At 58.6% G+C, this 10,782-nt stretch carries 18 protein-coding genes; 7 read left to right on the top strand and 11 right to left on the bottom strand.

Annotated elements, in window-relative coordinates:
• Positions 1–17: 17 nt before the first annotated feature.
• The gene (locus QQ992_RS20440; protein WP_252460584.1) at positions 18–728 is read right to left on the bottom strand and encodes a hypothetical protein; all 711 of its coding nucleotides are present in this window, start codon (positions 726–728) and stop codon (positions 18–20) included.
• Positions 729–747: 19 nt separating this feature from the next.
• Positions 748–915, bottom strand: coding sequence for a hypothetical protein (locus QQ992_RS20435; RefSeq protein WP_286110852.1), 168 nt, complete (start codon positions 913–915; stop codon positions 748–750).
• 709 nt (positions 916–1,624) lie between these two features.
• Here QQ992_RS20435 and QQ992_RS20430 point away from each other — a divergent pair.
• Positions 1,625–1,819 carry a helix-turn-helix transcriptional regulator gene (locus QQ992_RS20430; protein ID WP_286110851.1) on the top strand — a complete coding sequence of 65 codons (195 nt, stop codon included), beginning with the start codon at positions 1,625–1,627 and terminating at the stop codon, positions 1,817–1,819.
• A gap of 244 nt (positions 1,820–2,063) precedes the next feature.
• Here the strand turns inward: QQ992_RS20430 and QQ992_RS20425 are convergent, their stop codons facing one another.
• The gene (locus QQ992_RS20425; protein ID WP_286110850.1) at positions 2,064–2,309 is read right to left on the bottom strand and encodes a helix-turn-helix transcriptional regulator; all 246 of its coding nucleotides are present in this window, start codon (positions 2,307–2,309) and stop codon (positions 2,064–2,066) included.
• A 374-nt stretch (positions 2,310–2,683) separates the two neighbouring features.
• Here QQ992_RS20425 and QQ992_RS20420 point away from each other — a divergent pair, with 374 nt between their 5' ends.
• The 4 genes from QQ992_RS20420 (at position 2,684) to QQ992_RS20405 (ending at position 3,882) form a co-directional block, all read left to right on the top strand.
• Complete coding sequence (locus QQ992_RS20420; protein ID WP_060538772.1) at positions 2,684–2,908, top strand: hypothetical protein; 225 nt, start codon at positions 2,684–2,686, stop codon at positions 2,906–2,908.
• Positions 2,909–2,999: 91 nt separating this feature from the next.
• Positions 3,000–3,305 (top strand): hypothetical protein, encoded by a 306-nt coding sequence (locus QQ992_RS20415; protein WP_286110849.1) that lies wholly within the window; start codon positions 3,000–3,002, stop codon positions 3,303–3,305.
• Entirely contained in the window at positions 3,302–3,553 is a 252-nt protein-coding gene (locus tag QQ992_RS20410) for a hypothetical protein (protein WP_286110848.1), read from the top strand. Before QQ992_RS20415 ends, QQ992_RS20410 begins: the two co-directional genes overlap by 4 nt.
• Before the next feature lie 26 nt (positions 3,554–3,579).
• On the top strand, positions 3,580–3,882 hold the full coding sequence (locus QQ992_RS20405) for a hypothetical protein (RefSeq protein ID WP_286110847.1): 303 nt from the start codon (positions 3,580–3,582) through the stop codon (positions 3,880–3,882).
• A 341-nt stretch (positions 3,883–4,223) separates the two neighbouring features.
• Here the strand turns inward: QQ992_RS20405 and QQ992_RS20400 are convergent, their stop codons facing one another.
• From QQ992_RS20400 to QQ992_RS20385, 4 genes are all read right to left on the bottom strand, one after another.
• Complete coding sequence (locus QQ992_RS20400; RefSeq protein ID WP_019750393.1) at positions 4,224–4,556, bottom strand: helix-turn-helix domain-containing protein; 333 nt, start codon at positions 4,554–4,556, stop codon at positions 4,224–4,226.
• A 130-nt stretch (positions 4,557–4,686) separates the two neighbouring features.
• Positions 4,687–4,956, bottom strand: a complete 270-nt coding sequence (locus QQ992_RS20395) for a helix-turn-helix domain-containing protein (protein WP_286110846.1) — start codon at positions 4,954–4,956, stop codon at positions 4,687–4,689.
• Positions 4,957–5,041: 85 nt separating this feature from the next.
• A complete protein-coding gene (locus QQ992_RS20390; protein WP_286110845.1) occupies positions 5,042–5,416 on the bottom strand; it encodes a hypothetical protein in 375 nt (124 codons plus the stop codon).
• Positions 5,416–5,616 carry a helix-turn-helix domain-containing protein gene (locus QQ992_RS20385; RefSeq protein WP_019750396.1) on the bottom strand — a complete coding sequence of 67 codons (201 nt, stop codon included), beginning with the start codon at positions 5,614–5,616 and terminating at the stop codon, positions 5,416–5,418. Before QQ992_RS20385 ends, QQ992_RS20390 begins: the two co-directional genes overlap by 1 nt.
• 159 nt (positions 5,617–5,775) lie before the next feature.
• Between QQ992_RS20385 and QQ992_RS20380 the strand changes: the two genes are divergently transcribed.
• Positions 5,776–6,696, top strand: a complete 921-nt coding sequence (locus tag QQ992_RS20380) for a YegP family protein (RefSeq protein ID WP_286110844.1) — start codon at positions 5,776–5,778, stop codon at positions 6,694–6,696.
• Here the strand turns inward: QQ992_RS20380 and QQ992_RS20375 are convergent.
• From QQ992_RS20375 to QQ992_RS20365, 3 genes are all read right to left on the bottom strand, one after another.
• Entirely contained in the window at positions 6,685–7,902 is a 1,218-nt protein-coding gene (locus QQ992_RS20375) for a site-specific integrase (RefSeq protein WP_286110843.1), read from the bottom strand. The genes QQ992_RS20380 and QQ992_RS20375 overlap by 12 nt on opposite strands.
• Before the next feature lie 224 nt (positions 7,903–8,126).
• Positions 8,127–8,453 carry an AzlD domain-containing protein gene (locus QQ992_RS20370; RefSeq protein ID WP_286110842.1) on the bottom strand — a complete coding sequence of 109 codons (327 nt, stop codon included), beginning with the start codon at positions 8,451–8,453 and terminating at the stop codon, positions 8,127–8,129.
• Complete coding sequence (locus QQ992_RS20365; protein ID WP_110741641.1) at positions 8,450–9,184, bottom strand: AzlC family ABC transporter permease; 735 nt, start codon at positions 9,182–9,184, stop codon at positions 8,450–8,452. The genes QQ992_RS20370 and QQ992_RS20365 overlap by 4 nt, the downstream gene beginning before the upstream one ends.
• A 118-nt stretch (positions 9,185–9,302) precedes the next feature.
• On the opposite strand from QQ992_RS20365, the gene QQ992_RS20360 reads away from it, so the two are divergent.
• Positions 9,303–10,181 carry a LysR family transcriptional regulator gene (locus QQ992_RS20360; protein ID WP_105946062.1) on the top strand — a complete coding sequence of 293 codons (879 nt, stop codon included), beginning with the start codon at positions 9,303–9,305 and terminating at the stop codon, positions 10,179–10,181.
• 52 nt (positions 10,182–10,233) lie between these two features.
• Here QQ992_RS20360 and QQ992_RS20355 read toward each other — a convergent pair whose 3' ends face one another.
• Positions 10,234–10,761, bottom strand: coding sequence for a hypothetical protein (locus tag QQ992_RS20355; protein ID WP_286110841.1), 528 nt, complete (start codon positions 10,759–10,761; stop codon positions 10,234–10,236).
• Positions 10,762–10,782: the final 21 nt, after the last annotated feature.

Below are 10,782 nucleotides of genomic sequence, written 5' to 3'. Positions count from 1 at the left end.
GTAGCGCCTGGCCGAACTCAGGCCGCGCCGGACAGGCCGCGTACAATTTCTGGATCAGCGTTGACCAAGAACTCGGCCCGATCACCTGCCGCCTCGATTTGGGTAACCAGCTCTGCACCAGTGACCTCTACGACTAAGCGGAATGCCTTGCTAACCGCCTTTGTTGCCGAATCGAGGTCTTCGCCTTCCTGGGTGATCAGGGCAAACGCTTCCGGGTTCGCGCGTTCCAAAGTGACGTTGGCGATACGGCGGTGCTCGGCGTCATTCAGCCCAGACAGGAAGGGGGGAAGGCGCAAAACGGCCTCGGTGAGTCGCGGCTGCTCACCGGTGAGCAGCAGCAGGCGCCGTGCGCTCGCGTCGTCCATGGAGCTCAGCTTGCGAGCGATTTCCATATCGATCAGCGGGGTGGAGGTGTCGCCATCGCGATAGGGGGTCACGGCCGACAGGCGATTCATCCGCTGCTGATAGTCGCCCCGCAGCGCCTCCAGGCGCGTCGAGAACTTGGCCAGGCTGCGCAGGCTGTCCACGCCAGCCGATTTTCGGTCATCGCGCTTCGCTTCGGCGCTCAGGCGGGCGTCGCTGGTGATCCGGCCGAGGCGCAGGGCGGTGTGCTCAACCTCGCGGCCGGCAGCCTTGGCGATGTTGTAGAGCTCACTGGTCTGATCTCCCTGCCAAACGGCCAGAATGCGATCCCTGCCGTTCACAATGGTGGTGATCTTCTCGAACATATGGTTCTCCTTGGTGAGGTTAGGCCGGGAGGCTCATTACTGGTCGCTGCTCAGCCAGTGCGATAAGCAAAGCGTTGGCGTGAACGTCGCCTTTCCCGGCGGCATCGCGCAGACGTGCCCAGGCCGCATTCACTTCGGCAATGGTTGGCTTGATCTGCTGGCCGCGGGCCTTGGTGGGGGCTGTCATGGGGCATTCCTCTGATAGCTGTTGAAAGCCTTGCAGAGGTCAAATTAGGCCGTATCTGGCTTTCTATCCAGTGCTTTATGGGTACACCTAGGGTGATACACGCAACGGGACAGAACGGGACGAATAAGCCTGATTTCCAGGCCTCTGAGAGGTCTTTTTTCGTTGCACTATGTAGCGACAACCCTAAATGATACGAGCCGCCAAACTACGAAGTTTTCGAGGTATGGCCAGGTTCACACCGCTGGTGAAAACCTCGCGCCACAAAATGATGAGGTTCGGTTTCGTGGTGCGCGAACTACCGGAATGCCGGCAGTTTCGAGGTGATCCACCAGTGGCGAGAAACAACCCAATTGCTGGGTAGTTACAGTCTCATCATTCTTGAGGACACCCCCGGCCACCAGGTGAACGAATCGTTCACCCCCAGCGGGGGAATACCCGGCGAGCAGGAGGGGTTCGATTTGAAATCGCGCCCCGTACCCCATTGGGGGTTGGGCTTGATGCCGGAAAATCCGACTTCAGGCACCACCTTCCCGGGCTGGCTGCAGCGAAGTGGGATTTCCTCACATCGAGGAAAAGGCAGGGTGCGCACTTTGTCCAACCCCATTTGAAATGCCGATGGCTCAAATGTGAGCCGCCGTCACAATTACCTGTTCCAGCCTGCTGTCAGGAATATGATTGACCTACCCGCAGTCGGACGGTGGAGGGCGAAATGATCTCGGCCGAATATGACCGCTTCTTGAGAATCGCTGAGGTCGTGCGTGTGACCGGCCTGAGCCGCAATACGATCTACAGACGGATGAGAGAGGGCACATTCCCCGAGCAGGTGAGGATTGGACCGAACTCTGTGGCCTGGCTTCAATCCGACATTTCCGCCTGGATGAGCGCGCTCAAGCCAGCTCCATGAGGCGCCAGGCTTGAGGTCCGATTTTCGGACTTAAGATCCAGAAGTGGACTAGCCGGGTCGGAATTGTGGCTTAGCCAAAGTGGGAGTTCCCGCCCAGGCTTTTACGAGAAGGTCGCGAAAGGGCATCAGCTGGAATTTCAGCCGATCTCCAGTGTGTCGATTCCTACACGGTGTGTTGTTTTCCACACGCTGGATCATGTCGAGTCGACTGATTTTGGTAGTTTCGCCGCGGTGAGTGGCGGGGCTATTTCACGCTGGCAAGGGTTGGAGGAGGTCGGCGTTTCCGCCCAGGTTTGACTGACGCGTGAAGCCCGCTCTCCCACTCTCGCAAGAACTCCCTGACCGTACTGACCCGCCAGCAAATGCGACTGCCCTGTTTGAATGATGGCGGCAGCCAGGCGGCTCCAGCCTGCCTCGCGCTTCTGATTGCCGCCTCTGATCGTCCAAGCATCTGGGCAAGCTCTGGGATGTGGATGATCTCGGGCTCCATATCCGGCTCCTGGCGTGCTTTGGGGCACTGGTCTCGATCAGGCTACCACTTGCCCCTCAGCGCACTCGCTGGAGCGACAGCCGGGCCGATAGATGCGCTCAAATCTGAGCACATCCGCCGCCATGGAGATGCCCTCATACCTGAGGAGATCTGAGCAGCTTTGCTCACATCTCGCTGACCCGCTCCGGGAGAGATCCGTCCAGCTTTGGACGCATCGGCCTGGTTCATCCAGAAATGGATACATCCTCAATTTGAGGAAGAGTCACTTTGGTCACCCCCTTCGAGAGGGGTGCAAAATAATTTCATCCAACCCCTTGCGTTACTAGTCACGCTGATCCATTATTGGTTCATCGTAACTAGTAACGGAGATATTGATGACCGACGAGCAGAAACAGCCTCGCTCAGCGGCAGAGCGCCAGAGGCTCTACAAGGAGCGTCAGCGCGAAGCTGGGTTTCGGCTAACCGCACTATGGATTCATGAGGAAACAGAGCAGGAAGGGCGCCAGGCGGCGCTAGACGGCAAGCCACTTAAGCCCCAGGGGAGCAAAGACCCCATCAGTTGGGCAATCGGGTGGCTGAACGAGAAGGGCAAGCAGTAAAGGGTGGGATTTCCCCACATTTGAAGGTGGCCCTCCCGGTGTTCGAGCACCGGGAGGGCCTGCCACACGACGACACTTGAAGGTACACGTCATGCAACCTAAACAAGATACCAGCAGTAAGCCACAACTCAAAGTCGCAGAGCAGGTTAAGGCGCTCAAAATCACCGGTGAGGGCGCCTTGTGGGACCTGGAATCGGATATGGGCCAGTTCGAATGGCTCAAGACGCTCATGTGGGTTATCAAGCGTGAGGCCGAGGATGGTAAGGCCGGCTCAACCGACCGCATCAAGCAGTTGGCCGACATTGGCAATTACCTGGCCGAGGACCGCGCCAATATCCTTGACGGCATCTGCGAGCGCCTCAAGAGCAGCATGGATGCTATCGGGGGTGCCCAATGATCAATGCTCCCGACCTTGACGACAACAGCGACCTCTTCAGCGCTCTCTACAAGATGGTGTGCGGGCGCGCTAGGGAAACCGGCCTGCCAATCGAGGTGATCCTGTGCCAGATGATCTACCAAGCGACTTACGAGATCATCCTGGGCGGCGAAATCACGCGACAGATGATCGCTGGCATAGTGGAGGCCGCGGCGGTCCAGGTGGCGATCAACTCGCAAGCTGAGGACGCGCAAGGGGGTGACCAGTGAGCGCTGCATACTCAAGTCACCCAGCCTTGTCCGGCCTCGATGGTGAGCAGTTGGCGGAGCTGGCCCTGATGGGGCTGCGGTACCGGGCGCTCGGCGCGGGAACCATCGACTTCAGCGACCAATCGCGGCTGGATGTGTACTGGACCGGGACGCGAATGGTCGAGAAGGCGGTCAAGGAGGCTGTGAGGGCTGCAAAGGGTCGGTCGATCGACGCCGAACAAAAGGTCGGCATTGCAATTGGTCACCTGACCGGCCTGTTCAACTGCAGCGTCATCGACAATGACACGTACATGGCCCAGTTCAAGCTCCTGCTCGACAGGCCCCGCTGAACTCGGCTGGATTTCAAGCCGAGCAGATCAAGTTGAAACGGGCACTACCCTGATCCGGGGTGGTGCCCTTTTCATTGTGGGGAAGATGATCCAGATCTGGACCATCGCGTCTCCGCTCTGGCCCTGCGGTGCGCGTATTTAATACCCCTGGGGGTGGTAAATTATAAAGACTGGGAGTTTTTCCGTTCACATGATCCCCGCAAAGCCAGGAAATCCGGTGAGTGACTAGGAAAAAATCCCAGTCGCTTGCAGTGCCAGCAACAGAACCGGACACAACCGGAAAGCCGCATAGGAAAAAATCCCAGTCGCTTGCGGAAAAAATCCCACCGAAAAAATCGAAATCAGGTGAACTTGAATGGCGCCGGGCCTGGGGATACTTCGAGGTTTTTCCCGGGGCACTCGTCGATGTACGCCCAGGCGAGCGCATACAGCGCACACTGCGCCATACCAGGCTCACGGCCACCCTTCCTGTAAGTGCGGGTGCGGATGATCAGGCCAGCATCAATCAGCTCCTGCAGCGCAGATGCGAGCGTTTTGGCGTCCATCTTGCGGCCCTCGGCCATCATCTCGACAGTGCACGCCAGGTCGCCATTGTTGCGCCCGTTGTAGTGCCGCCCAAGCTTGATCAGGACGGTAACCGCCTTGGGGCTTAGGTTGTCGAACGCGGGGTGCATGAGCAGTCGATGGGGTAGGGCAAAGACCCTTCCGCCAAAGTCGACCTTGTACTGCTTCTTTCTTGCCATTCAGCGACTCGCACAAAGGCGCCAAGGGCGCGATTTGAAATCGCACCCCCTGGCTGTCGATTTAGTCTTTATCGTCGGAGAGGACGTAGAGGCCCACTCGGTGCGGGCGCCGCCCAGGAGCTGCCGCTTGGTAGCACCACCTGGTCAGAATCCCCCAGCCTTGCCGGCGCAGATGCCGGATAGTGGATGGCGGGTGAACGATGTCCAGATCCTGGGCAGCCTCGATCGAGGAGACTGGCCCCTTCTTCAGGGCTTCGATCAACCGCTGGGCATGCGCGTGGGTGGAATGGTTGTCAGGCAGATCGTGATCTGCGATAGTTTTTGCCGTCATACAGGCTCCTTTCGCTAGGGGTCAGGCCCGGGTGGTGGTGGTGCACTGCCCGGGCTGCTTTTCTCTCTCCTCCCATATCCTTCCGTCACTCCCCTGAACCATCTGCATTTGCAGCAGCGTCGAGCACAAGCCCGAGAAAGCCTTTGGTGGCCTCCGCGGCTTTGACTGAAGACTTGGCCAGCTTGATGACTTCCTGATGCGTACCGTAGCCGGCAGCGATCATTCGCAGGCCAGTGGCCAACAGGCTGACCATGGCGTGCGCCTCATCCACAGCCGTGTGAAGGTCGTCATAGGTTGGCCGCTCTGGGGTGGTGCTTTGGGCGGGGGTGTGGGTAGAATCGGGGCGCTGCTGAGCTGTCTGTCCAGATTGCTGTGCGGCACGCTGGGCCAGTGCCTCTAACACTGGCTCGGCATCCATCCTGACTAACGCCAGTTTTGGCGTCTGCTTGTCCCCAGCCATTACCGCGCCCCATCCTGAGCAACGCGCTCAATGAACGATTTGAGCTCTGATGCCAGGATCAAGCGGCGACGGCCGATCTTGAAGCTCTGAATCTCTCCCTTCCCGACCATCTCGTACATCATGGATCGGGCGATCCCCAGCGAGCGTGCAGCCTCCTCAATTCCAACTGAGAGCGGCTGAATGGCTTGTGTCTGCGCCATGAGGTGTCTCCGGTGTTCTGTTTAGTTTCGATTAGTCCGCCTATCAGGCGTTTGTAGGTTATTGCGTGTTGCATCGAAAAAGCAACACATTTTGATGTGGTGCAGCTTGCATGAGCGACAATCGTCTGCGAGCCTATGCTTCCTACAGAGAGGTGCACCTTGGCCAAGAAGCAAAAGCGCTCAGAGACGCTTTCCATCCGAATCAGCCCCAGGCTAAAGGCCGGCCTGCAGGTCGCGGCCAACATCGGCAAAACGTCGATGGCCTCAGTGATCGACACGACCCTGAGCGAGGGCCTCGAGAAAACTTTCGTCAAAGCCGAAGAGGTCCACCCGCGACTCTTGGAACGATTTGGAGCTCAAGGCGGAACGGTCCAGCTTTCAAAGGTGATGGAGGAGATTTGGACCGACGAGCCATTCCTGCTAACCCTTCGGCTGTATCTTCTTTTGCCATCAGGTCTTACCGACCGCGAGTTCCTGATGGCAACCACTGTCTTCAAAGACGAGACGTTCGCTGGTGTCGACGATGTGTTTGAAGGTGCGGCTATGCCAGGGCTGAGCTACCCATTGATTGATCTGGGCCGAGCTCAGCTCGAGCAAAACGAACTGGCAAGCTATGCCGATTATTCTTCTCATGAGTCTCAACGGCCAGGCGCAGGGCTGCACGTTGAATACGGGCAATACTTGCAGCTACACAAAGACCTAAGCGAAAAACGAACAACCAGAAAAGAACTACCTAAATGTGAGTTTCGCCTGCAAAGTGCAGATAACTCGATGTATGAGTTTACCTTTGCTGGTCGTGATGGTCGGGTGCTTTTAGAGGGCGAAGATAAAGGGGATCGCCTTTCTATCGTTGACAAAATCAAGCGTATTAAGCAGATCTGTCACGATCTTAGTTCATATGACTTGCACGAAAATCAAGATGGCGTTTATGAGTTTTTCGTTCAGTACAAAGGTGTAGTACTTGCCAGGAGCGTCGGGTTCCAGAGCAAAGCAGTGGCGCGGTCAGCAATCGATACAGTGGCTAAATCGGCCTCGGCGGCCGTCATCAAGACCGTATTCCTTGATGACCTAGACGAGTAAGTCTACAGCCGCCGCCTTGCTGTCTGGGGCAAGGTGGGCGTATCGAAGCGTCATCTTGATGTCGGAGTGCCCAAGCAGATCGCGCACCGTGTTCAGTGGCACTCCAGCCATCACCAGGCGCGAAGCAAAGTCGTGTCTCATATCGTGCCAGCGGAAGTCTGTTATTTCGGCTCGCTCAAGTAGGCCAAGCCACGCACTTTTTACATCTTCCAGTCGTCCGCCATTAGATGACGGGAATACAAATCCTGACTTCTTTCGGCATTCATTCTGCCACTCCCGAAGAGTTTCGAGAGCCTCTTTGTTTAATGGGATGTGGCGCGTCTCATTGGTCTTGGCTGTATCGCCGATGACAGTAAGTGTCTTTGTCGAAAAGTTAACTCTTGGCCATTCTAGATTGAATAGCTCACCGCGCCGGATGCCGGTATTGAGCGATACGAGCACCATTGGCTTTAGATGATCAGTGAAAGATCTGTTGGAAAATGATGGAAGCAGTTTCCGGCCCCTAGCAGCTCGCCACGTATTGGCGCTTTCTCGCTCTGCCCGGGCTTCATCCTGCCGATCGTCCAGGGCCTTGCGCAGCTGTTGATTCTCGTCGGCGCTCAGGTATCGCACCACCCCCTTACTGTCGACCTTCAGCTGTTTGAGTTTGGCCATGGGGTGGGTCGTGATGATCTCCCATTCGACCGCTCTGCTGAAAACGCCGCTGATGCTGCCCATTTTCCGATTCACCGTCGCTGGCTTGTTGCCGGCTTGCAGCCAGGTCGTGCGGATCTGCTCGAGGTCTCGGCCGGTGATGGCGTCGATGCGCTGGGGCATGATTGTCTCGAAGTTGTTGGCCAGCGTGTGGGCGGTCTTCTCGTAGCCTCGGTGGTGCGCCTTGAACCAAGGCAGATAGGTGTCGGTGATAAAGTCGCGAAGGGAGGGCAGGGCGGCTCCACGGCGACCCTGTGAGACTGCTGTGGGCTCACCGTGCTTACGAGCCTCAGCAAGGTACTGGGTTGCTTCCTGGCGCGCCTGGTCGAGGGTTAGGATGCCAACGCGTCCCAGCGTCTTCTTGCGCCCCCTGGCCCAAGTGACAACGTAGGACTTCGCTCCCGCGGCCGTGACACGCACAAACAGCCCTGTGACGGTGGTGTCGTGCACTTCGTATTCCCTGCCAGTAACGTGCAGGCCGGCCAGCAGCTTAGCGGTGAGCTTGTCTTTCACTTTGTCCCCATGGGTGCATTGTGGGTGCAAAAATAACTATACGGCTCTGTTTCGACGGACGCAATCGGACTGAGAGGCCCGTAGATACTGGGTTTGTCCATATTCTGCTGGGCCTAAAATGGCCCTCCTAAGGGGAAGGTTGCAGGTTCAATTCCTGCCTGGGACGCCATCCATCATTGCAACGCGCGATGGTGTTCTTCGTCTGCGTTGCTGCTGGTTGCCAACTAAAGCCCCCAGTGCTTCAGCGCCCACAACACCCCCATGCCCACAACCAGCGTCAGCATCGTGCTGCGTGTGCGCCAGGCTACCAGCGCAGCCAGTACCGCCGCGGGTATCTGCGGGTTCGTCCAGTCGAACTCGGCATGCCGGTCTGGGAAGACCACGGCCGGCAACACCAGCGCAGCCAGTACACTGGCCGGCACATAGGCCAGTGCGCGACGAAACAGTGGCGGGATGCGCAACACCGTGTGCAGTTCGATGAACGACAGCCGGATGGCGAAGGTGCCCAGGCCGATCAGCACGAAGGTTATCCACTGGGTCGTTTCGCTCATGATGCGTTCTGCTCTGTATGGGCTTCAGGTACGGCGTGTTGTTTTTGCCGGCTCTCGATGGCCAGCCCGGCGATGATTCCGCCGACAGCGCCGGTCAGCAGGCCAAGGTTGTAGGGCAGGTCAACGGCCAGCACCGCAAGCACGCCACCGGTCAGCGCGGCGCCGAGCATCGCGGTATTGCGAATGCCGGGTATCAGCAAGGCCAGGAACGACAACGGTATGGCAAAACCCAGTGACCAGTCTTCCGGAATGCCTGCACCCAGGTACATGCCCGCCAGTACCGAGAGGTTCCAGCCGAACCACATGGTGATCGCCGTGCCGGCGTAATAGGGGTAGGCATGCTGGCCTAGCCCGCCTGCGCCCATTTTCAGCGTGCACAGGGCAAAGGACTGGTCCGAGAGCATGAACGCCATTGGCCACTTGTGGCGGCGCGGGAGGTGGCCCAGGTGTGGGGCGAGGCTGGCGCTGTACATCAGAAAGCGCAGGTTGATCACCAGTGCTGTAACCACCATCGTCACTGGCAGGGCGGCGTTTTGCATCAACTGCATCACCACCATTTGCGCAGAGCCGGAGTAGAACAGCAAGGTCATGCCAATGGCGTCGGCCGGTGACAGGCCCATGCCGATTGCCGTAACCCCGGTGATCAGGCCAAAAGGCACAATGCCGGAGGTCAACGGCAGAACGCTTTGTGCGCCCTGCTTGAATGCTTGGGTCGCGCTTGGGTACTGCATGGGAGTTCCTTGGAGGTGTTCGGAAGGCGCATGGACACCCTCACGTTAATGCGCCTGACAGTTGGCCACAACGTCAGATTTCTGGAATAGTAGGCCTAAAAAATATAGGTCTCATACCGTGTATCTCGACAGCCCCACCCGGCACTCGCTCCAGCTCAATGCCTTGCGTGCCTTCGAGGCATCTGCGCGCCTGGGCGGTTTCGCGCGTGCCGCACTCGAACTCAAGGTGACCCCAGGGGCCATCGCCGCCTTGGTCAAGACGCTGGAAAACGAATATGGCGCTGCGTTGTTCGAGCGCCATGCCAAGGGCGTACGCCTTACGCCCCTGGGTGAAAGCGTGAAAAGCCAGTTCACCGAGGCGTTCGATGCAGTGGAAGCCGCTGCCCGAACGCTTCGACGCCTTGCTGCACCGCAGCGGGTGCACATCGTCACGTCGCCGGCCCTGGCGCAGTTGTGGATAGGACCACGCCTGCCGGAACTGACCCGCTTGCTGGCGCCCATCGAGATCTCGGTTACGGCGGTGGATGAGCCGCCCAACCTCAAACGCAGCCCATTCGACCTGTGCCTGTTCTATACCGAAAAACCCGAGCGCTGGCAGCGCAGGATCGCCACGGAAGAAGTGCTGCCCGTATGCGTACCGGCCCTGGCAGAGAGCATCATCACCCCTGCGGACCTTGCCAATGCCCGTTGCATTGCTGACGTAGGCTGGAATGACTGGGCGGTGTGGACCGGCGCAGCCATGCCCGGGCACAAGTTCGTGGCCCGTGGGCCGGGCTTTTCCCTGTACTCGATTGCATTGCAGCAGGCCTTGCTCGCTGCGGGTGTACTGATGGGGCGCAGAAGCCTGGTGCAACGCTACCTGGACAGCGGCGAACTGGTGGCGCCAATCGACTGCGCGGTGCCTTTGGGCATGACCATTGCCGCGTGGCGATTACCGGGTGCCAAGGGCAACCAGGTGGTGGCTGCGGTGGAGGAGGCGCTGTTGCAGTTGGCTTGAGCCTTGGCTCTGCCTGTCGGATGTCGCCCCCGACAGGCCTCGTCGCCAATCCTCACACGTGGCTTGCCGCGTCTTCATTGCCATCTGATGTGCCGTCTGCCTGGGAGAGCTGTTCTTGTGCTTTCTCCTGGATCCGGTTCTCGATCTCCTCTTGCAAGCGCTGAGCGATCAACTCGCCGACCTTGGCCTTCACCTCTGGCGGTAGGGCTTCGTACTGCGCTTCGGTCAGGCCAATTTCGCTCAGCAGTTTTTCCTTGATCATCTCGCCGTGCGATTTGGACATCAGGTCCTGAAACGCCTGCCTGGCACTGCTGGTTACTTCCGTGCTTGCGTCAGCGGACGGGCCGATGCTGGTGCCAGGGTTCTGCAGTTGCAGCTTGAGCTTGGCAAACGCTTCTTCGCGGGCGTCTTCGGCATCCTGCTGCGAGGTATTCTCACTACCCTGTTGCGCCGTGGCGTTGCTGGCCACTACCGGTAGGCGGAACTGCAGCATATCGCCTGCCGCCGGGTCGACGCCGCTGGTGCGTTGTTGCTGGTGGACTGCGGCCTGCCAGCCGAGGCCGTTGAGGGCGATAGTCATGAAATCCTCCTTGGAAATGTG

Source organism: Pseudomonas kurunegalensis (genome assembly GCF_030291635.1).
GTDB lineage: Bacteria > Pseudomonadota > Gammaproteobacteria > Pseudomonadales > Pseudomonadaceae > Aquipseudomonas > Aquipseudomonas monteilii.
This window is presented reverse-complemented; position numbering and strand designations above follow the sequence as displayed.

What these genes read in the sequence shown, in the direction of transcription:
- QQ992_RS20410 (WP_286110848.1), top strand. Translation starts at nt 3,302, where the DNA reads ATGATCAATGCTCCCGACCTTGACGACAACAGCGACCTCTTCAGCGCT.
- QQ992_RS20385 (WP_019750396.1), bottom strand. Translation starts at nt 5,616, where the DNA reads ATGGCGCAGACACAAGCCATTCAGCCGCTCTCAGTTGGAATTGAGGAG.
- QQ992_RS20370 (WP_286110842.1), bottom strand. Translation starts at nt 8,453, where the DNA reads ATGAGCGAAACGACCCAGTGGATAACCTTCGTGCTGATCGGCCTGGGC.
- QQ992_RS20400 (WP_019750393.1), bottom strand. Translation starts at nt 4,556, where the DNA reads ATGCACCCCGCGTTCGACAACCTAAGCCCCAAGGCGGTTACCGTCCTG.
- QQ992_RS20440 (WP_252460584.1), bottom strand. Translation starts at nt 728, where the DNA reads ATGTTCGAGAAGATCACCACCATTGTGAACGGCAGGGATCGCATTCTG.
- QQ992_RS20425 (WP_286110850.1), bottom strand. Translation starts at nt 2,309, where the DNA reads ATGGAGCCCGAGATCATCCACATCCCAGAGCTTGCCCAGATGCTTGGA.
- QQ992_RS20435 (WP_286110852.1), bottom strand. Translation starts at nt 915, where the DNA reads ATGACAGCCCCCACCAAGGCCCGCGGCCAGCAGATCAAGCCAACCATT.
- QQ992_RS20390 (WP_286110845.1), bottom strand. Translation starts at nt 5,416, where the DNA reads ATGGCTGGGGACAAGCAGACGCCAAAACTGGCGTTAGTCAGGATGGAT.
- QQ992_RS20365 (WP_110741641.1), bottom strand. Translation starts at nt 9,184, where the DNA reads ATGCAGTACCCAAGCGCGACCCAAGCATTCAAGCAGGGCGCACAAAGC.
- QQ992_RS20395 (WP_286110846.1), bottom strand. Translation starts at nt 4,956, where the DNA reads ATGACGGCAAAAACTATCGCAGATCACGATCTGCCTGACAACCATTCC.
- QQ992_RS20415 (WP_286110849.1), top strand. Translation starts at nt 3,000, where the DNA reads ATGCAACCTAAACAAGATACCAGCAGTAAGCCACAACTCAAAGTCGCA.
- QQ992_RS20420 (WP_060538772.1), top strand. Translation starts at nt 2,684, where the DNA reads ATGACCGACGAGCAGAAACAGCCTCGCTCAGCGGCAGAGCGCCAGAGG.
- QQ992_RS20430 (WP_286110851.1), top strand. Translation starts at nt 1,625, where the DNA reads ATGATCTCGGCCGAATATGACCGCTTCTTGAGAATCGCTGAGGTCGTG.
- QQ992_RS20355 (WP_286110841.1), bottom strand. Translation starts at nt 10,761, where the DNA reads ATGACTATCGCCCTCAACGGCCTCGGCTGGCAGGCCGCAGTCCACCAG.